Origin of the sequence: Jeotgalibacillus alimentarius (genome assembly GCF_000829445.1) — a bacterium.
GTDB lineage: Bacteria > Bacillota > Bacilli > Bacillales > Jeotgalibacillaceae > Jeotgalibacillus > Jeotgalibacillus alimentarius.
This window is the reverse complement of the sequence record NZ_JXRQ01000029.1, coordinates 224,850-243,520: the sequence shown is the minus strand read 5'-3', so window position 1 is coordinate 243,520 and position 18,671 is coordinate 224,850. Positions and strand designations below refer to the sequence as shown.

Below are 18,671 nucleotides of genomic sequence, written 5' to 3'. Positions count from 1 at the left end.
AAAAAGCACCGGTCAGCCTAATGGGCTGCCGGTGCTTTCATTATGATATTGGTCCGGTCTGCAGTGATTGCTGACGGATCCATGGTTTCAATTTGACGAATAAAGGAATAAAGAGTGCTGCTACACAGGCTGATTTAATCAGGTTAAAAGGAATAATTGCGCCGGTTGTCAGACCCAGTTTTACAGCTGGATCAAGCATGTAATCCATTCCGAAGAACCATGCATATGCAGGCAGAATCAAGAAGTAATTCAATACTGCAAGCAACAGTACCATTAGAACAGTTCCTGCGATCAGTCCTTTTGCCAGTGCACCTTTTGTTTTGCGCTTATGATAGAAAAACGCGACAGGCAGGATAAATGCACAGCCTGCGATAAAGTTTGAGAGTTCCCCGATCGGGACGCCGCTCCCTTTGAAAAGATAATACAGAATGTTTTTCAGCGCTTCTACAACAACACCTGCCATTGGTGAGAAGAGAATCGCTGCTAGTAATGCAGGCACATCACTGAAGTCAATTTTCAGAAATTCCGGTAAAAACGGAAGTGGAAAATTGAGCATCATCAGTAAAAATGCCACAGCGCTAAGCATTGACAGCTTAACTAAAAGTTGTGTGTTTTTTAACATGAGTAGCTCCTGTCCTCGTTCCACACAGAAGTTTCGGCGTCGTACACAAATAAACCCTGCAGATTCGGCGCAATCAGCAGGGAGAATTCAGCACGAAATAAAGGGTCGCTTTTACACAGATCCTTTACATGCCTCCATCTTCTCCCATCCAGACTATACTGTCGGCCTCCGGTTTTCACGGAGTCAGCAAATAGCTCCCTATTCGCTCGCGGGCTCACTCTTACATTTACCGCCGGTCGGGAATTTCACCCTGCCCTGAAGATGGAACGATATTTAGTTTAGGATTTTAGTATAGCGTAGAGTGAATAGTTATTCAATTTAAAAGTTTTGGGGGGGCAGGAGAGATGCCGGTTGTAGTGAGATTGCTGTCTGTTGTAGTATTTTGCTCCGCAATTGCAGGATACACCCGGGTTCGCTGTAATGAAATGCCCTCCAACTGTAGTAAGACTGGAATCAGCTGTAGTATCAACCGCCAAGGCTGCACTAGCACACCCTCTTCATGCCTCTAAGAAACTGAAGGGCCTGTTTCCGAAGTGCATTAAGAGGGTGTGTCGATTGCCGAAGGTCGTATTACACTTCGCGATGGTGGGTTGACGGTCGTATATTCGCCCGTGAAGGTCGCGTATGCAAAATCGAAGGTCGTATCCGCACATTCTGCTGCAAGAACTGCCATAAGCAAAACTAATTTTCGGCAAAAAAAGGACTTTTACCCCAACAAATAGAATATTACGGAGGACGAAACAAACAGGGAGGATTAAATCATATGATTCAATTCAGACAGCCGGATGTGGAGAACTTTTTCCAGACATTCGGGATTCAGACATTTACAGTGAACAAGGAAGAGTCGCAGCTGGTATTCAGCACGAATCTGAATGGGAAATACAATCTTTGGGCGATGGATCTGCCGAATGCTTTTCCTTATCCGCTCAGTTTTCATAACCAGAGCTGTTCACAGCTGGCTTATGATAAGCAGGGACGCTATCTTCTCGCAGTTATGGACAATGACGGGGACGAAAATGGACAAATATACGCTGTCCCGCCCCAGGGTGGCAGTCTTGAGCCGGTTCGTACACATGAAGGTGCCCGTCATATGGGACTTGATCTCAGTAAAGACGGAGAAAGACTGTATTATACATCAACAAAAGAAGATCAGACATACTTGAAATCCTACTGCTATGATATGAAGGAAAAAGAAGAAAAGGTGATTCATGAAGGCGGGGACGCAGCAACCTATCTTACTGCAAAAAGTCCTGATGAACAGTCGTTTGTCTATGTAAAACATTATGCTAACACCTACGTGCTTGCTTTTGTGAAAAAAGATGGTCAGGAAGTGTATCTGACACCGGATCGTGAAGAACAGCATACAGTCTCAGGTGTGGAATTTGTATCAGACACACTGATCTATTTCACAACAAACTACGGTGAAGATTTCTCTTACCTGGCACGCTTTAACCTCGAAAATGAGTCATTTGAAAAAGTGGCTGCCATTGAGAAAGAGGATTTTGATTCAGTCTATTATGATCAGTCATCAAACAGTTTGTATATCCGCGCTGAAAAAGGAGTCAAAGATAAGCTGTATCAGTTCGACCTGAAGGAAGAATCGCTGAATGAAATTGACATTCCGACAACTGAGATTGCCGAATTAAAGGTGGCTGATTCAGGTAACCTGTATTTAGCAGGGAGAACAGCTGTCAGACCGGCAAACCTTTATATGAGAAAAGACGGACAATGGAAGCAGCTGACAAAGTATAATGTGCCGGGTGTGAAAGAGGAAGATATGGCAGAACCTGAGCTGCATACATACAAGTCATTTGACGGACTTGAAATTGAAGCGCAGTTTTTCAAAGCAAAGCCTGAAAATAGCAATGGTCATGTGATCCTATGGCCTCACGGCGGACCGCAGGCTGCAGAGCGTGCGACGTTCCGTTCACTGTTCCAGTTCCTTGTCTACCGTGGCTACAGCATTTTCACACCTAACTTCAGAGGGTCAACCGGATATGGTCTGAAATTCTCCAAAATGGTTGAAGGTGACTGGGGTCACGGGCCGCGCCTGGATAATATCGAGGGTCTTGAGTACCTGTTCAAAAAAGGACTTGCTGACCGTGATAAAGTATTGCTGATGGGCGGTAGCTATGGCGGATATATGGCGCTGCTGCTGCACGGCCGTCATGCTGATTATTTTAAAGCAGTCGTTGATATCTTCGGACCATGTAACCTGTTCAGCTTTATCGAGTCAGTACCGGAGCACTGGAAGCCTGTCATGAAGCAGTGGGTGGGAGATCCGGTTGAGGATAAAGAAAAGCTGACTGAAGACTCACCGATTGAATACCTGGATTCAATGACAAAACCGATGTTTGTCATTCAGGGTGCAAAAGATCCGCGTGTTGTGAAAGCTGAATCGGATCAGATTGTTGAAGCGCTGAAAGGGAAGGGAAGAGACGTGCAATACCTCGTGCTCGATGACGAGGGGCATGGCTTCTCAAAGAAAGCAAATGAAATGAAAGTATATGAGGAAGTGCTGGCGTTTTTCGATCAGTATATAGACTAATAGGAAAAGGGCTGAGACGAAAATGTCCCGGCCCTTTTTATGTGCGACTTATGCCTGTCGGAGCTGAACAAGCGCCTTCAGCATTTCTATTTACGATGTTGCCTTTGAATGCTGTACTGGTTCAGGGTGAGTATCAAATATATTCCACAACATTTGCTGTCCCTGTGAATACTCCGTCAGAATCTGATCCAGGCAGCTGTCGCAATTCCGGATAAATTCGTTCCAGTTCATTGAAGTGTAATAGTGATACAGTTTGTCAGCAAAATCAGGGTCCTGAGGGTCATACTCAATTCCCGTTCCACTTTCTGAACCTTTTGCTCCCATGAAGGAACCCGCAGTGAGGATCTGAGGAATATAATGAATAACTCCATCATAAAACTTATTCCCCATCGCCTGGGACAGCAGTTTATCTTCTTTATATACATTATGAAGAATATCTGTTTCTTCTATAAACTGATATCGCTCATCAGGCAGATAGGAGCCGTGAAAAAACACATTGTTGATCTGCTGCTCTCTGCAAAAATTCTGGAGGTTTTTACCTGTTTTCTGCATACGCCCATTGTAATGCAATTCAAACCTGAGGTCGTTCGCAAGTTTATTGATCAGCGCCTTGTTCATTTCCTCATCTCTGATCATGCCCCAATATCTTATTCTGATAGGGTTTTGTGTTCTCTGCTGCTGGTTTCTGATCTCTCTTTTAAGCAGTGCTTCAGAAATCAGGTTATGTGAAGTGTGAATGTGCTCGTATAGAGGCAGAAATTTTCGGAAGCCGTCCGAGCTTACAAAAGTTACGTGAGAATGCCTCGCGATTCTTCCTACCAGCCACTTGTACCAGAATAAGTTCTCATGAGTAGGGTCTCTGTAGTCATAAATATATTTCTTACGGTAAGTGCTCCATAAAAGATCCTGTACGAGAAAACCCGTAGCTGTATTAAGTACAATAATAAAATCAAACCGTTCTTTTCTGATCAGTTCAAGTGCGCGCCTGCGATATTTAATGAATCCTTTTATCTTTCTGATCTTCGACACTTCATCTTCCTGCACGTGAGAGAATTCATGAAGCGTGATATTTTCAGTAATTGCGACATCCTCCTGTTTGTCACGGTTCCAGTACAATAAGTGAATATCGTGTTGTTCGGTGTCCAGATTACTCAGGTAAAAGTCGATGTAGGGCATAAATTTGATTTTTTGTACGCCAAGCAACAGTATTTTCATCAAATCACTCCTTGTAATGTAACTATTTTGTTCATTATAAAGAATAAAGCTAAAAAAAAGAAGTCTTTTACAGAAATATTCTACATAAAGAACGAATGGTATAGTATTTTTTCTTCAAATGAATTACACTAGAATCAAATTACATAAGATTGGATGCTGTCAGGAGGACACAAAATATGAGTGAAAAATCCGGTTTTTCAAAGGGGTGCGTACTTGGTGTGATATTTACAGCGCCGTTTTGGGTACTGCTGATCGTACTGATAAAGAAAGTTTTATAGATAAAAAGCGACACAATGACAGTCAAAAGGAAATAAAAAGAAAGATTAAGAAAAAAATTGCGTAATCATGTTGCATTTATAAAAAAATCGGTTTACAATATGAAAAATGTTCTTTTTAAAGAACGAAATATCCGACACAAATGGATTTATTTTTTACCCCTAATGTTCTTTATTGAGAATAACGAGTGGAGGGACAGACATGCGAATATTAATTACAGGTGGAGCGGGATTCATTGGCAGTTCATTATCTATGAAATTATTAGAGAAAGGATACAGGGTGAGGGTCATAGATAATCTTTCACCACAGATTCATGGAGACGATCCTCAGAAGTCTGAATTATTCCAGCGGATCAAAAACCGTGTGGAATTCATCTTTGGAGATGTACGTAACAAAGAAGATCTTCAATTAGCTGTGAAGGATGTAGATGTAGTCGTCCACCTTGCTGCTGAAACAGGCACAGGACAGTCAATGTATGAAGTGGAGAAATATATTGATGTGAATATTAACGGTACGGTGAACTTATTGAATGTGATTGCTGAAAATCAGCATCAGGTGAAAAAAATTGTCGTAGCGTCATCAAGAGCGATTTACGGTGAAGGCAAATATGTCTGTGAAGAACACGGGGAAGTATTCCCGGACAGCCGCTCTGATGAAGATCTGGCAAAAGGTGATTTTTCAGCAAAGTGTCCTAAGTGTTCACGCGATGTAACAGTTCTTGCCACTTCTGAAGATTCACGGATTAATCCGCTTTCCATCTATGGTTTTACAAAGTTCGGACAGGAAAACCTGGTCATGCTGACAGGAAAATCACTCAGTATTCCGGCTGTTGCACTCAGATATCAGAATGTATACGGACCTGGTCAATCACTTAAAAATCCGTATACAGGAATTTTGTCTATCTTCTCAACAAGAATTAAAAATGGCAATAACCTTATGATCTTTGAAGATGGAGAAGAAAGCCGGGACTTTGTCTATATTGATGATGTGACAGAAGCTACTGTTAAAGCGATTGAACGTGAAGAAGCAAATCATCAGGTATTCAACGTAGGAACCGGACGAGCGGTCAGTGTGACAGAGGTCGCGCGTGCACTGCTTCACCATTACGGGTCAGATGTGACCTATCAGGTGAGCGGTCATTACAGACTTGGTGATATCCGTCATAATTTCGCTGACTTAAATAAAGTGACAGGAGCTCTTTCATTCACGCCTTCGTATTCTTTTAATGAAGGAATTAAAAAGTTTACAGAGTGGGTGAACAGTCAGGAAGTAGAAGAGGATCGCTATGAGCATGCGATGCTGGAAATGAAAGAAAAGGGATTATACAAATGAATGCGCTCTACAGAGGTAAAAAAATCCTGATGATTTCAGCCAGCTTCTTCGGTTATGAAAAAGAGATCCGCCAGAAGCTTGAATCCTTTGGCTGTGAAGTGGATTACTTTGATGAGCGCCCTGAAAATGATTTTCTGACAAAGTCATTGATCAGAGTGAATCGCAAGCTGCTCGCACCAAAGAACAACGCATATTACAACAATATAATAGAAAAAACGAAACACCGGAATTATGATTTTATCTTTGTCATTAAAGGGGAAGTCATTTCAAACGTTCATATAGAACGTTTGAGACAGGCACATAAACAGGCAAAATTCATTCTGTATTTATGGGATGCGTTAAATTACTCACCGAACTCCAAAGTAATTAAAAACAGCTTTGATGCGGTTTATACATTCGATAAAAGTGATGCTGAACAATACGGGGACATGCAGTTCCGGCCTTTGTTTTTCATTGATGAATACAGAAAGTCAGCTGAGACAAAGGTGATTCAGGACATTGACGTTCTCTTTATCGGTACTGTGCATACGGACAGATTCAGTGTGTTAAAGCGCATTGAACGTCAGCTTAAAGAGAAAAATCTGAATTTTTACTTTTATCATTATTATCCGAGCAAAAAACTGTATTACTTAAAGCGGCTGGGTGACAGGGATATCAGAAAATATGGTAAGGCTGAACTGAAATACGACAAGTTGTCTAAAGAAGAGATCACTCAGCTCTTTAACAGATCCAGAGTTATTGCTGATATTGAAAGGCCAAAGCAAAACGGTCTGACAATGAGAACAATTGAAGTGTTCGGAGCGCATAAAAAATTGATCACAACAAATGAATCAATCAAAAACTATGATCTGTATAACGCTGAAAATATGTCGATTATAGATCGTCACGCACCTGTCATTGACCCGTTATTTATTTATCAGGAGTACGTGAAACCTCCTGAAGAAGTATACGAAAAGTATTCACTGGACGATTGGCTGCATGAAATCTTTTTTGGCAAAAAACATTCAATCCACAGCATGATGCGTGTGAAGTGAGGGGAGAGTCATCCAATGAAAGTGATAAAGACAAAGTTTGAAGACGCACTGCTGGTTGAACCTGATCTGTTTCAGGACAGCAGAGGGTATTTCATGGAGAGTTATAAAAAAAAGCTGCTTGAAGAACATGGGGTGGTGATGGATGTTGTACAGGAAAATCATTCGCTTTCCAGACATGCCGGAACGATCCGGGGTATGCATTATCAATTGAAACCAAAAGCGCAGGCAAAATTATTAAGAGTTACAAATGGAGCAATTTTCGATGTCATTGTGGATATCAGAAAGAACTCCCCGACTTTCGGAGAGTGGGAGGGATATATACTTACTGCGGAAAATAAGAGACAGCTTTTGGTGCCAAAGGGATTTGCTCACGGATTTTGTACACTGGTACCTGATACTGAAGTTCAATATAAGGTCGATGAAGTGTACTCAGGAGAACACGATAGAGGGTTTGTGTGGAATGATCCGTTAATTGGCATCAGCTGGCCTGTATCGAAGCCTGTTTTATCAGATAAAGACAGGAACCATCCATTATTCGATCAGGCAGAATATGATTTCACTTGGGAGGGGGTTAAGTCATGAGATATCTTGTTACCGGCGGAGCAGGTTTTATTGGAAGTAACTTTGTCAAACACCTGATGAGCGGGGAGTCAGATCATTTTGTAGTCAATCTTGATGTACTCACTTATGCAGGGAACCTCTACAATCTTGAAGAGGTGGAGGGACATGCAAACTATGTATTTGTAAAAGGCAGCATTGCAAATAGAGAACTGGTGGATCTGATCCTTGAGCAGTACAGCATTGATACCATTGTTAACTTTGCAGCTGAGTCTCATGTAGACAGGAGTATTACAGGACCGGACGTATTCGTCAAAACGAATGTCCTGGGTACGCAATGTCTGCTTGATGCAGCAAGAGCATATGGTATCAGCAAATTCGTTCAGGTCTCCACTGATGAGGTATATGGAAGTCTTGGAGAAACGGGGTACTTTACTGAAGAAACACCTCTTGCACCAAGCAGTCCTTATTCAGCCAGTAAAACAGCAGCGGACTTACTCGTTAAAGCCTATCACGAAACATACGGCATGAATGTAAATATTACAAGATGCTCAAACAATTACGGACCTAATCACTTTCCTGAAAAACTGATTCCACTATTAATCACAAATGCGCTGCAGGGGAAAGAACTGCCGATCTACGGTGATGGCAGTAATGTCCGGGACTGGCTCCATGTCAGAGATCACTGCCAGGCAATAGATCTCGTCGTTCATAAAGGCAGACCGGGTGAAGTATACAACATCGGCGGACACAATGAAAAAACAAATAACGAGATTGTTCAGATGATTACTGATCAGCTGAATGTGTCAAAGGATCTGATCACATACGTGGCGGATCGTCCCGGTCATGACAAGCGCTATGCAATCGATCCAACGAAGATTACAACAGAGCTCGGATGGAAACCTTCCTACTATTTCGAAGAGGGTCTGAAAGAAACGGTAGAATGGTATCTGGAAAACGAAGGATGGTGGAAAAATATAATGAATGGCTCATACGTAACCTATCATCCAAAGAAATCCGGTGATCAGTTATGCGCCCATTAAAAGTGATTGTGACCGGCAGTAAAGGTCAGCTGGGACAGGAATTATGTCACGTGCTGATGAATGAAGGACATGAAGTAACAGGGTTCAGCCGGCTTGAACTTGATGTTACTAATCCTATTGAAGTTCAACATATATTCACTAGCTGCAAACCGGATATAGTCATTCATGCTGCAGCTTACACAGATGTAAATCGTGCTGAGCAGGAGCCTGAAAAAGCGTTTCAGGTGAACGCAGTTGGAACAAAAAATGTGGCACTGGCAGTGAAAGAAATCGGGGCAAAAATGGTATATATCAGCACGGATTATGTGTTCGACGGAACCTCACAACACCCAATCAGTGAAGAGGAAACACCGAATCCGCTAAGTATCTACGGAGAGTCCAAACTTAAGGGTGAAGAATACGTCAGAGACATTCTCAGCGACTACTTCATTGTCCGGACTTCATGGCTTTACGGAAGGTATGGCAATAATTTTGTGAAAAAAATACTTGAAGCAGGTGATCTTACACAGACAGTCACAGTCGTCAATGATCAGTTCGGCTCACCGACTTATACAGGTGATCTGGCAGATGCGATTGCAAAGCTGATCGTCACAGACCAATTCGGCCTTTATCATCTATCGAACTCAGGAAGCTGTTCCTGGTATGAATTTGCTCAGGAGATCTTCTATCTTGCGGGTAAAGACGTCTCTGTTACACCTTGCAAAACCGAAGACTTTAAAAGTCCGGCAAAACGTCCTTCGTATTCAATTCTCGACCATGGCAGTTGGAGAGAGAATGGTTTTGCAGAGGTCAGGCGCTGGAGCGAAGCACTGGAAGAATTTCTGACCCATTATTTGATCTCTTCATAAGAAAATATTGTCAGAGAGGGTGAAGATCATGAGAATGGATAGAGAAAGAGAAGTACCTGCACCAATTGCAGTCCCTTATAAAACACCAGTCAGAAAAAATGTTCACTTACTGAATAAGCATAAGACCTACCTGTTGGTTAAAAGGATCATTGATGTGATGGGCGCGATAGCGGGATTAATCATTTTATCCCCTCTGCTATTGTGCATTGCGGCAACGTATCTTTTCGGAGAAGGAAAAGGCCCTGTATTCTTCAAACAGCGCAGACTCGGAAAAAACGGAAAGGAATTCTATATTTATAAGTTCCGGTCAATGGTGATGAATGCGGAAGAATACTTGAAAAATAATGATATTCTTTATAAAAAATATCTTGAAAACAACTTCAAGCTCGAACCTGAGGATGATCCTAGAATCACACGCATCGGCAGATTTCTCAGAAAGACGAGCCTGGATGAGCTTCCTCAGTTGATTAACGTGCTCAAAGGAGAAATGAGTCTGGTCGGACCAAGACCGGTTGTAGAAGAGGAACTGAAAAAATACGGAGACCGTTCCGGGGAGTTTCTATCTGTAGAGCCGGGCGTAACCGGTTACTGGCAGGTATGCGGCCGGAGTGAAGTAGGATACCCTGAACGGGTGGATATTGAACTCTACTATATTCACCATCAATCCCTGACACTGGATGTGAAAATCCTAGTAAAAAGCATACTATATGTTTTGCAGAGAAAAGGGGCCTACTAAAGTGGAGCAGTCACTTAAAATCCGGGAATTCTGGTCAGTGATCAAAAGCAGAATCATTTTTATCATGGTGGCAGGAATCATCTTCGCTTTGCTGGGCGGTGCAATTTCTGCGTATATGGTAGACCCGTCATATGAAGCGTCGAGAAAAATCGTTGTTAATAATCAGGCGGAGCAGCTTGATTACAATACAGTCATGACCAATTTTCAATACGCTAATACGTATAGTGATTTCATCTACTCTGAAGTAGTGCTTGAAAAAGTGATCAGTGACCTGAGTCTTGATACTTCAGTCAAGGAGCTTGAAAAGCAGATTGATGTCACAAGTAAAAATGAATCGCAGGTTATTACAATTACAGTAAAAGATGCTGATTATGAAAGAGCCGTAAAGATCGTCAATGCGACAGCCACAGTCTTCCAGAACCGTGTAAAAGAAATTATGAGACTCGACAACGTCATGCTCTTCCCGCCGGCTGAAATAAAAGCGAACGCAGAGTCCAGCAGTCCGGGAACAATGCTATTTATCGTAGTGGGAATGGTAGCAGGTGTCGGGATTGGCCTTTCAATCGCATTTGTTCAAAAACTTTTCAGTACAACAATAGATTCAGAAAAAGAAGCGGTGACACTGCTTGAGGGGCCTGTGCTTGGTACAGTCTCTAAAGAACGTCATAAACAAATGAAAGAGATGACAGGAGCAAAAGACGCCCAGCGCGTTTATTCCACCTATAAAAACCTGGGGAGGGAGGCTGAATGAGCTTACCTGCTAAAAAGCACAAAGCTGAAAAGAGATTCATCATTACACAGCAGCAGCCAATGTCACCTTACAGTGAACAATACAGGGTGATCAGAACCAACCTGGAATTGTTGACGCAGCGTACGTCGATGAAAACAATTGCAGTCACTTCAGCTGATAAAGAACAGGGAACAACAACATCGCTGGTCAATCTCGGTGTTGTTATGGCGCAGAGGGGGAAAAAAATGCTTTTGATTGATGGAAATATAAGAAAACCGGCACTGCATCTGTTCTTCAGAAAGAAAAATCAGTACGGACTTACAGACATTCTGGCTGATCCGCATATGAGAACAACTGAATATATACTTCCAACTTCTGTTGAAGGGTTGAGTATACTGACTTCCGGATCACAAAAAGGAATGGGGATTGACCTCATTACTGAACAATTTACAGTGTTACTTGAAAAGTTTAAGCGAATCTATGATGTCATTTTAATCGATTGTCCGCCTGCTGTGGAAAATGCGAATGCACAAATTATCACAAGCTGCTCAGATGCATCTGTCATGGTCATCAGATTTGGTAAGACAAAAAAAGACAAAGCACTGAAAGCAAAAGAAAACCTGAAAAAGGGAAGTTCACAATTTGTCGGAACTGTTGTCCTGGATAAAAGAAAACTGAAAAAGTCACATTTTTTTAACCGGAATGTTCTTTATTAAGAATAAAACTTGAGGAGTGAGCGGAATGAAAGGAATTATTTTAGCAGGTGGCACAGGTTCAAGGCTGAATCCATTAACAAAGGTGACCAATAAACACTTACTTCCAGTAGGAAAATATCCAATGATTTTTTACTCAATTGCAAAATTGAAGCAGGCTGGTATTACTGACATGATGATCGTCACCGGTAGACATCATGCAGGAGATATTATCAACCTGCTGGGCAGCGGATCTGAGATGGGATTAAAGCTTACTTACAGAGTCCAGGATCAGGCAGGTGGGATCGCTGAGGCACTTGACCTGGCTGAAGAGTTTGTCGGCAATGACCTGATGGCTGTGATTCTGGGAGATAACATCTTTACGACTGATATTACGCCTTATGTAGCAGAATTCAAAAAGCAGGGAAGAGGGGCAAAGATTCTGATGAAGGAAGTCAGCGATCCGGAGCGCTTTGGAGTGGCAGAAGTGAAGCAGGATCATATCGTGTCGATTGAAGAAAAACCGAAACATCCAAAATCAAATTATGCAGTGACTGGATTTTATATGTATGACGCAAGAGTATTTAACATCATCAAAACACTCCAGCCGTCAGGACGCGGTGAGCTTGAGATTACTGATGTGAACAATGCGTATATCAATATGAATGAACTGCAGTTTGGCATCGTAGACGGTGACTGGATTGATGCAGGTACACATGAATCACTGGCCCGTGCGAATAAAATCGTTGAAAATATCGTGATCGATCTGCAGGATACAGAGCATGAAGTATCTGCTCCGGCAAAACAGCTGAAGATCGCCACGGTCTAAACGTTCTTTATAAAAAACAAATGACATTTAAGTGAGGTGAACCGTCCCGTGGACGAAAAGTCAGTCGCGATTATCCTATTGAACTGGAATGCTTACAATGACACGGTAGAATGTCTGCATTCTCTTGAAAAACTGGTCTATCAGAACTTTCATGTGTTTCTTGTAGACAATGACTCCAAAGATCAGTCTTATGAAAAGCTGAGAGCAGATCAGCTTTCAGGCACATTCAGTCTCCCGCTGACGATCATTCAGTCAGGAAGCAATATGGGCTGTGCCGGCGGAAATAATGTCGGCATGAAAGCAGCTTATGAGCAGGGATACGAATACTTATGGATGCTTAACAACGATACGATCGTTGATCAGCATTCGCTCACCAGGCTGGTAGAAGAAATGGAAACAGATCATCAAATCGGGATTGTCGGTTCAAAGATCATCAATATGAATAATAATCTTGTATGGTTTGCAGGCGGTTCAATTAATCAATACCTTGGGACAAGCACACCCTACGGCATCGATCAGGAGGAGTCAGAAAAGTTCAATACGAGAAAAGAAGTGGGTTTTGTCGTTGGATGCAGTATGCTGTTTCGCAGGGAACTAATCGAATTAATCGGCTGGCTGAATGAAGATTATTTTATCTATTATGAGGATACTGACTGGAATCTGAAAGCAAAAAAAGCGGGTATGAAAATTGTCTACGTACCGGATTCGCTGATCTATCACAAGGAATCGAGCTCCACTAAGTCGGAGGAATTATCTCCGCATTATGCTTACTACCTGATGCGGAATGGTTACTTGTTCGTCAAAAGGAACAACCCGAAATACAAAGTGATCGCACTTCTTTATATGGCTTACAGGATCGTAAAATTCCATCTGCTCTATGTGTTGAATAAAGATCATAAGTTAAAACGCAGCAGAATGATTTTTAAAGGCGCCTTGCACGGGCTGAAGAATCAGATCGGTCAGTTTTCAGATTAACGGTGAGGAGGGGAAAGTATGAATGAAACGGTGATCTCCAATAAGGAAAAATTTTTTATCTTTTTAATCTTATTCAGTTTAATATTCTTACAGAGATTTGCCATTACAGTAGGTGACATTCAACTTTCCCCGGTCTTTTTATTATCACTGCTCTCGATCACAGTGCTATATGTACTCAACACAATCGAAATAGATCAGCGGAGACTGACATTGTTTCTATTGGCAGTCAGCGGATTGAGCCTGGTCAGTCTTTATGCACTGATGGAACTCAGATCAGTAGGTGTGGCCTCCCTGCTCTCTGTCATCGTTTTTTACTTACCGCTGCTTTTTATTAACCGCAAGAGAGGCAGCCTGGATTATATTCTTTCTACTTATCAGGCGATGATGATCATCATTGCCATCATCGGGATCGGTCAATATGCAGCCCAGTTCACAGGCGCAGGATTTTATGATCCGCTTGAGTCGCTTCCTGAACAGTTCATTCTGCAGGATTACAATACGTTGAACCCGATGTCCTGGGATTCACCGATTATTAAAGCAAATGGCATGTTCATGCTTGAAGCGTCATTTTTTTCGAAAATGCTGGCAATCGGGCTGGTTATTGAATTTATCACAAGACGGCGGGTCACAGTGATGTTGCTGTTCTTTGTCGGGATGCTGCTGGCCTTTTCGGGTACAGGGTTCATTATCCTGGCGATTGTGGCAGTTCCGCTGCTGATTAAAATGAAGCCTGTCCAGTTTTTTCTGATTACACTGATCTGCGGTGTGTCAGTCTACATCATGTTCGCCCAGGGGTTTGGTGAAATTTTTGTCGAACGGCTGGAAGAGTTTAATACACCAAGAACAAGCGGACACGTCAGATTCATCGCACCATGGCAGGCTTACGGGGAGTTCTTTCGTACAGAAGATACTTCAACAGTCGTTTTTGGTTATGGAGCAGGAAGTGTACAGGAATATTATTCAGCTAACTATACGTTTGATGAGTTATCTCCTTCGCATATTACAGCTCATCCGATTGCCTATATAAAGCTGCTCGTTGAATACGGAATCATCGGCGGAATTCTTTTCACCATCTTTATTGTCTATACGTTCTTTTCAATTACGCATCACAAGATCTTAACACTGGCACTATTCATCAATTATTCGTTTCTGACGGCTTCTCTCCTTCAGACAACAACCATTTATGTATGTTTTATACTCGGCACACTGGCGGTGAAAAACAGTCTCGAAAAAAAGGAGCAGGATGCTGAAAATGTCTATGAGCCCTGGCATCAATTAAAAGTAATTAAAGCAAAAATTGACTAAGGAATGGAAAAAGGCGGTGAGCGGACGTGGCGACAGAAACAGACAGCAGAACGATCAGATCAGGCGGCATATGGGCGTTTCTCGGAAAGTTTTCTACTTCAATTATGACACTGGTGATCAATGCGACACTTGCAAGGATCCTGCTGACAGAAGAGCTTGGTTTATACTTTCTGGTATTTAATATCGCGATCTTCGGCGCCTACGTAGCAACCGCCGGCTTTGAACAGACAGTGGTAAAGTACGTAGCAGATAATCTGGCTCAGAACAGACCAGAAAACGTACTGTACATGATTAGAACAGCATTCTTTGGCACCCTTGCCGGATCAGCAGCAGTCGGAATGTTATACTTCCTCAGTTCTGAATTGGTTGCATCGGTCATTTTCAACATTGAAGGATTGACAGCTATTACACTGGTACTGATTTTCTGGATGATTTCCAATGGTTTTCAGGTACTTATAGGAGAGTCATTCAGAGGATTCCAGAATATTAAATTCGCTACGATCTTTGGTGGACTATCATCCACAGTTATTTTTATTGCTCTGCTCACATGTATCAGCCGGTTTGACTGGTACAGCTTATCCATCCACTCTGTCATCGTCCTGTGGGTCATTGCCATCTCAATATCCAATGTGCTTGGTCTGGCTGTACTGATCAAAAAACTTTCAGTTCTTAAAGCAGATCAGCACTTCAGTGGCAAACCGACACTCACATTGAAAAAGATTATGCCGGTGACATTGCCATTCATGATTACAGCACTCAGCTACTTTTTTATTACCCAGGCTGATATCTGGATAATCAGTCTGATCGGCAGCCAGCATGATATCGCGATCTACGGAGCAGCAGCAAAACTGGCGATTCTGATGTCGATGCCTTTTATTATATTGAACTCTGTCACACAGCCGATGATTGCGAGTAAATTCGCAGCCGGCAGAATAAAAGAATTTGAAAAAACGCTCAGGACTGTCACGGCATTAGCTTTCATTCCGGCATTCCTGCTTTTTATAATATTCGTACTTTTTGGAGATGTTCTGTTACAACTTATTTTCGGTTCTGAAGTATTTGGAAGCGGCGCACTGATTCTGTTCCTTCTGGCTTTAAAGCATCTGCTGATGATCTGGAGCGGTACAGCAGCGAACCTGCTGGCCATGACCGGTTATCAGAGAAAACTGATGATGATTACGATCATCACAGGATTCATCTCTATGGCTGCAGCTGCCTGGGCAGGTCAGCATTATGGAGGAACGGGAGTAGCGCTTGGATTTTTAATACCGGGAACCCTGGCGCAAATCTATATGATGATCAGCGTATACCGGGCGCTGAGCATGAAAGGCTATGCAGACTTCACAGGTATATACAGCCTGGTCAGAAAAGAAATTGTCAGAATCAGACCTGCAAGAAAACTGGTGTAAACCGTGCAGGATCATTAACAATCGAGGGGTGTAGAAGATGTACTTACAAACAAGAGTAGGAATTGCAGGGACTGGGTTTATCGCATCGGGATTAATCAGGGCGCTTCATCTGCAAAAAGATATGACAGTAACGAGTGTGCTGACGAGAAGAAATCTGAATGACTTTCATTCATTCCCTTATCAGGACAAGCTGACAAACGAAATAGACAGACTGGTAGCCAGTTCAGACTTGATTGTAGAGTGCAGCGGTGATCCGATCTACGGAACAGAAGTTGTATTACGGGCTTTCGCGGCCGGACTTCCTGTAGTTACGATGAACGCTGAGCTGCACGTCACGTCAGGCTCCTACTTATCTGAAAGAGGGTTTATTACTGAAGCTGAAGGAGATCAGCCGGGATGTATTGCGGCTCTGCGTGAAGATATTATACAAATGGGCTTTAAACCGCTTGTATACGGTAACATTAAAGGCTTTATCAACTTGAATCCGGAACGTGAAGAAATGATGTATTGGAGTAAACGCAATAACTTGAGCCTTCCGAAAGTGACTTCATTCACTGACGGGACAAAAGTTCAGATTGAGCAGGCCCTCATTTCAAATGGTCTTGCAGCGGATATTTATCAGGATGGGTTGCTGGGACCTTCTGCTGAAGATATCAAATCAGGCGGTGAATACCTCGCTGAAAAAGCAAAGCAGCATGGCGCACCGATCAGTGATTATGTCTTATGTCCAAAAGGTCCTGCAGGCGTTTTTATTACAGCTGAGCATGAAGAGGACCAGCAGGGAGCACTTGAATATCTGAAGCTTGGTCCCGGTCCATTTTACACGCTCGTCCAGAATTATCACCTGTGTCACCTTGAGATTGTTAAAACCATCAGACGTGTCATGAATGGCGGGGGCGTGCTTCTTAACAACTCTTCCCTTCCTTCAGTCAGTGTAGGTTCAATCGCTAAAAGAGCGATCAGTAAAGGAGAAAAGATTCAATCAGCCAACGGCAGCTTTGATATCAGAGGAGAAGCGGTAAGAATTAAAGATCATGAGGGGCATTTGCCGATCGGCCTGTTTGAAAATGCAGTACTGCTCAATGATATAGAAGAAGGCCAGCTGATCACAATGAAGGATGTCTATATCGAAGAAACGACAGCACTTAACGCCTGGCTTGAGACGGAAAAGAAAGTGCTGAATCAATATAAGGCGGCGAGTAAATGAAAAAATTAATGATTACGCTGGTTTCGTTAGGCGGAATGATTGCGCTGATCTCTCTTTGGCCGGAGGATGAAAAAACACATGGCACAATAGATCCCAGACCGGAAAGCGCAGATACTGCTTATGTGAATGTGAAGGAATACGGGGCAGTTGGAGACGGTGAGCATGATGATACAGAAGCGATCAGAACAGCGATCGAGGAAAATGACCATATCTATTTTCCGACAGGTACTTACTTAATCACCGGTTCAATTGAAGTGGACTCAAAAAGAGTGGAAGGGTCAGGAATGGATACAGCTGTGATTCACAGTACTGCAAATGAGCCGATTTTCAGAATTACCGGTTCAAAAAATGATGTCAGAAACCTTGGACTCAGTTATGAAGGCTGGGATCAGCGTGAATATACAAAGCGCAACGCCATCCAGTTTGAAGAACAGGTTGCCAACTCAGTCTTTGAAAGTATTCATATGGTATCAGTCTACAGAGGCTTTTACATCGCACAGGACAAAGAAAATTATGCATTCTCAGTGAATATGAGAAATATCTATGTGTATCAGTACGCTAAAAATGCCATTCATCTTGTGCCGCCACAGGGCGGTAATACAGGAAGCGTGATAGAAAATATTTACACATCCAACGGTCTTAGAGATAACCGTTACGAAGCGGACGTCGTTCCTTTTGTCTTTGAGCGTGCCAGTGAAATGACGCTGATTCAGCTGAATGCCGAGTGGGCAAATATGGACACTGCATTTCAATTCGACTACTGCTTTAACGTTGTCGTCATCAGTCCCCATCTCGAAGGGAATAACCTGCGAAATGAAAACAGTACATTTTTTGATATTAACGACTCGAACATAAAAATTATTGGCGGGCGTGCATATGACAACGAAATTGAAACAGATTCATCTATTTTTACGATGAAATGGAACTCAATGGTATCAGCAGATACATTTTATACAGAATCCAATACAGAAACAGGCGGCACGCTTTCGCTGCTGCGTACCGAAGACAGTACAGAGGGACGCCTTGAATTAACAGGTTTTAAAACAGATAAAGATGAACTGCTGCAAAACCAGTTCCTGCTGAATCAGGATGGCACGCCGGTACTGACCAGATTGAATGATCAAAGTTATTTTGACGGAATGGGTGCTTACCCAGCTGGAGCGCTTCCGGAACCATCAGCAGTCTGGAGAGGCAAGATGATTCTGGTAAAACATGGCGAAGGCGATAAAGTCTATATCTGCGTTGGAACGCGGGATGGGTATGAATGGCAGGAAGTTTCTAAGAGTGGAGAAGACACTTAGAAGGGGAGGAA

At 42.6% G+C, this 18,671-nt stretch carries 17 protein-coding genes and 1 riboswitch; of the genes, 15 read left to right on the top strand and 2 right to left on the bottom strand.

What is annotated here, in order from left to right:
• Window positions 1–40: 40 nt before the first annotated feature.
• Window positions 41–622: an ECF transporter S component gene (locus tag KP77_RS16055; RefSeq protein WP_041123744.1), complete on the bottom strand. Its 582-nt coding sequence runs from the start codon at window positions 620–622 to the stop codon at window positions 41–43.
• 132 nt (window positions 623–754) lie between these two features.
• A riboswitch (FMN riboswitch) is annotated at window positions 755–889 on the bottom strand.
• A 496-nt stretch (window positions 890–1,385) separates the two neighbouring features.
• On the opposite strand from KP77_RS16055, the gene KP77_RS16050 reads away from it, so the two are divergent.
• Window positions 1,386–3,170 (top strand): S9 family peptidase, encoded by a 1,785-nt coding sequence (locus tag KP77_RS16050; RefSeq protein WP_041123743.1) that lies wholly within the window; start codon window positions 1,386–1,388, stop codon window positions 3,168–3,170.
• Window positions 3,171–3,260: 90 nt separating this feature from the next.
• Here KP77_RS16050 and KP77_RS16045 read toward each other — a convergent pair whose 3' ends face one another.
• Window positions 3,261–4,385 carry a glycosyltransferase family protein gene (locus tag KP77_RS16045; RefSeq protein ID WP_041123742.1) on the bottom strand — a complete coding sequence of 375 codons (1,125 nt, stop codon included), beginning with the start codon at window positions 4,383–4,385 and terminating at the stop codon, window positions 3,261–3,263.
• A 477-nt stretch (window positions 4,386–4,862) separates the two neighbouring features.
• On the opposite strand from KP77_RS16045, the gene KP77_RS16040 reads away from it, so the two are divergent.
• The 14 genes from KP77_RS16040 to KP77_RS15975 are packed head-to-tail and all read left to right on the top strand — an operon-like array spanning window position 4,863 to window position 18,660.
• Window positions 4,863–5,993: an SDR family NAD(P)-dependent oxidoreductase gene (locus KP77_RS16040; RefSeq protein WP_041123741.1), complete on the top strand. Its 1,131-nt coding sequence runs from the start codon at window positions 4,863–4,865 to the stop codon at window positions 5,991–5,993.
• A complete protein-coding gene (locus KP77_RS16035) occupies window positions 5,990–7,027 on the top strand; it encodes a CgeB family protein (RefSeq protein ID WP_041123740.1) in 1,038 nt (345 codons plus the stop codon). The genes KP77_RS16040 and KP77_RS16035 overlap by 4 nt, the downstream gene beginning before the upstream one ends.
• 15 nt (window positions 7,028–7,042) lie before the next feature.
• Window positions 7,043–7,609, top strand: coding sequence for a dTDP-4-dehydrorhamnose 3,5-epimerase (gene rfbC / locus KP77_RS16030; RefSeq protein WP_041123739.1), 567 nt, complete (start codon window positions 7,043–7,045; stop codon window positions 7,607–7,609).
• Window positions 7,606–8,628 (top strand): dTDP-glucose 4,6-dehydratase, encoded by a 1,023-nt coding sequence (gene rfbB / locus KP77_RS16025; RefSeq protein WP_041123738.1) that lies wholly within the window; start codon window positions 7,606–7,608, stop codon window positions 8,626–8,628. Before rfbC ends, rfbB begins: the two co-directional genes overlap by 4 nt.
• The gene (rfbD, locus tag KP77_RS16020) at window positions 8,616–9,476 is read left to right on the top strand and encodes a dTDP-4-dehydrorhamnose reductase (protein ID WP_041123737.1); all 861 of its coding nucleotides are present in this window, start codon (window positions 8,616–8,618) and stop codon (window positions 9,474–9,476) included. Before rfbB ends, rfbD begins: the two co-directional genes overlap by 13 nt.
• Window positions 9,477–9,504: 28 nt before the next feature.
• Window positions 9,505–10,212, top strand: a complete 708-nt coding sequence (locus KP77_RS16015) for a sugar transferase (RefSeq protein ID WP_235420739.1) — start codon at window positions 9,505–9,507, stop codon at window positions 10,210–10,212.
• A 1-nt stretch (window position 10,213) separates the two neighbouring features.
• On the top strand, window positions 10,214–10,963 hold the full coding sequence (locus KP77_RS16010; protein WP_041123736.1) for a YveK family protein: 750 nt from the start codon (window positions 10,214–10,216) through the stop codon (window positions 10,961–10,963).
• Window positions 10,960–11,658, top strand: coding sequence for a CpsD/CapB family tyrosine-protein kinase (locus tag KP77_RS16005; RefSeq protein ID WP_041123735.1), 699 nt, complete (start codon window positions 10,960–10,962; stop codon window positions 11,656–11,658). Before KP77_RS16010 ends, KP77_RS16005 begins: the two co-directional genes overlap by 4 nt.
• A gap of 25 nt (window positions 11,659–11,683) precedes the next feature.
• On the top strand, window positions 11,684–12,463 hold the full coding sequence (locus KP77_RS16000) for a sugar phosphate nucleotidyltransferase (RefSeq protein WP_052474368.1): 780 nt from the start codon (window positions 11,684–11,686) through the stop codon (window positions 12,461–12,463).
• A gap of 48 nt (window positions 12,464–12,511) precedes the next feature.
• Window positions 12,512–13,438 carry a glycosyltransferase family 2 protein gene (locus KP77_RS15995; protein WP_052474366.1) on the top strand — a complete coding sequence of 309 codons (927 nt, stop codon included), beginning with the start codon at window positions 12,512–12,514 and terminating at the stop codon, window positions 13,436–13,438.
• Window positions 13,439–13,456: 18 nt separating this feature from the next.
• A complete protein-coding gene (locus KP77_RS15990; protein WP_041123734.1) occupies window positions 13,457–14,743 on the top strand; it encodes an O-antigen ligase family protein in 1,287 nt (428 codons plus the stop codon).
• A 26-nt stretch (window positions 14,744–14,769) separates the two neighbouring features.
• Window positions 14,770–16,152 (top strand): oligosaccharide flippase family protein, encoded by a 1,383-nt coding sequence (locus tag KP77_RS15985; RefSeq protein WP_041123733.1) that lies wholly within the window; start codon window positions 14,770–14,772, stop codon window positions 16,150–16,152.
• A gap of 37 nt (window positions 16,153–16,189) precedes the next feature.
• A complete protein-coding gene (locus KP77_RS15980; RefSeq protein WP_041123732.1) occupies window positions 16,190–17,359 on the top strand; it encodes an NAD(P)-dependent oxidoreductase in 1,170 nt (389 codons plus the stop codon).
• Window positions 17,356–18,660 carry a glycosyl hydrolase family 28-related protein gene (locus KP77_RS15975; protein WP_041123731.1) on the top strand — a complete coding sequence of 435 codons (1,305 nt, stop codon included), beginning with the start codon at window positions 17,356–17,358 and terminating at the stop codon, window positions 18,658–18,660. The genes KP77_RS15980 and KP77_RS15975 overlap by 4 nt, the downstream gene beginning before the upstream one ends.
• Window positions 18,661–18,671 lie beyond the last annotated feature (11 nt).

Excerpts from the sequence above, each read along its gene's own strand:
- KP77_RS16055 (WP_041123744.1), bottom strand. The coding sequence starts at position 622 with ATGTTAAAAAACACACAACTTTTAGTTAAGCTGTCAATGCTTAGCGCT.
- KP77_RS16050 (WP_041123743.1), top strand. The coding sequence starts at position 1,386 with ATGATTCAATTCAGACAGCCGGATGTGGAGAACTTTTTCCAGACATTC.
- KP77_RS16045 (WP_041123742.1), bottom strand. The coding sequence starts at position 4,385 with ATGAAAATACTGTTGCTTGGCGTACAAAAAATCAAATTTATGCCCTAC.
- KP77_RS16040 (WP_041123741.1), top strand. The coding sequence starts at position 4,863 with ATGCGAATATTAATTACAGGTGGAGCGGGATTCATTGGCAGTTCATTA.
- KP77_RS16035 (WP_041123740.1), top strand. The coding sequence starts at position 5,990 with ATGAATGCGCTCTACAGAGGTAAAAAAATCCTGATGATTTCAGCCAGC.
- rfbC (WP_041123739.1), top strand. The coding sequence starts at position 7,043 with ATGAAAGTGATAAAGACAAAGTTTGAAGACGCACTGCTGGTTGAACCT.
- rfbB (WP_041123738.1), top strand. The coding sequence starts at position 7,606 with ATGAGATATCTTGTTACCGGCGGAGCAGGTTTTATTGGAAGTAACTTT.
- rfbD (WP_041123737.1), top strand. The coding sequence starts at position 8,616 with ATGCGCCCATTAAAAGTGATTGTGACCGGCAGTAAAGGTCAGCTGGGA.
- KP77_RS16015 (WP_235420739.1), top strand. The coding sequence starts at position 9,505 with ATGAGAATGGATAGAGAAAGAGAAGTACCTGCACCAATTGCAGTCCCT.
- KP77_RS16005 (WP_041123735.1), top strand. The coding sequence starts at position 10,960 with ATGAGCTTACCTGCTAAAAAGCACAAAGCTGAAAAGAGATTCATCATT.
- KP77_RS16000 (WP_052474368.1), top strand. The coding sequence starts at position 11,684 with ATGAAAGGAATTATTTTAGCAGGTGGCACAGGTTCAAGGCTGAATCCA.
- KP77_RS15990 (WP_041123734.1), top strand. The coding sequence starts at position 13,457 with ATGAATGAAACGGTGATCTCCAATAAGGAAAAATTTTTTATCTTTTTA.
- KP77_RS15980 (WP_041123732.1), top strand. The coding sequence starts at position 16,190 with ATGTACTTACAAACAAGAGTAGGAATTGCAGGGACTGGGTTTATCGCA.
- KP77_RS15975 (WP_041123731.1), top strand. The coding sequence starts at position 17,356 with ATGAAAAAATTAATGATTACGCTGGTTTCGTTAGGCGGAATGATTGCG.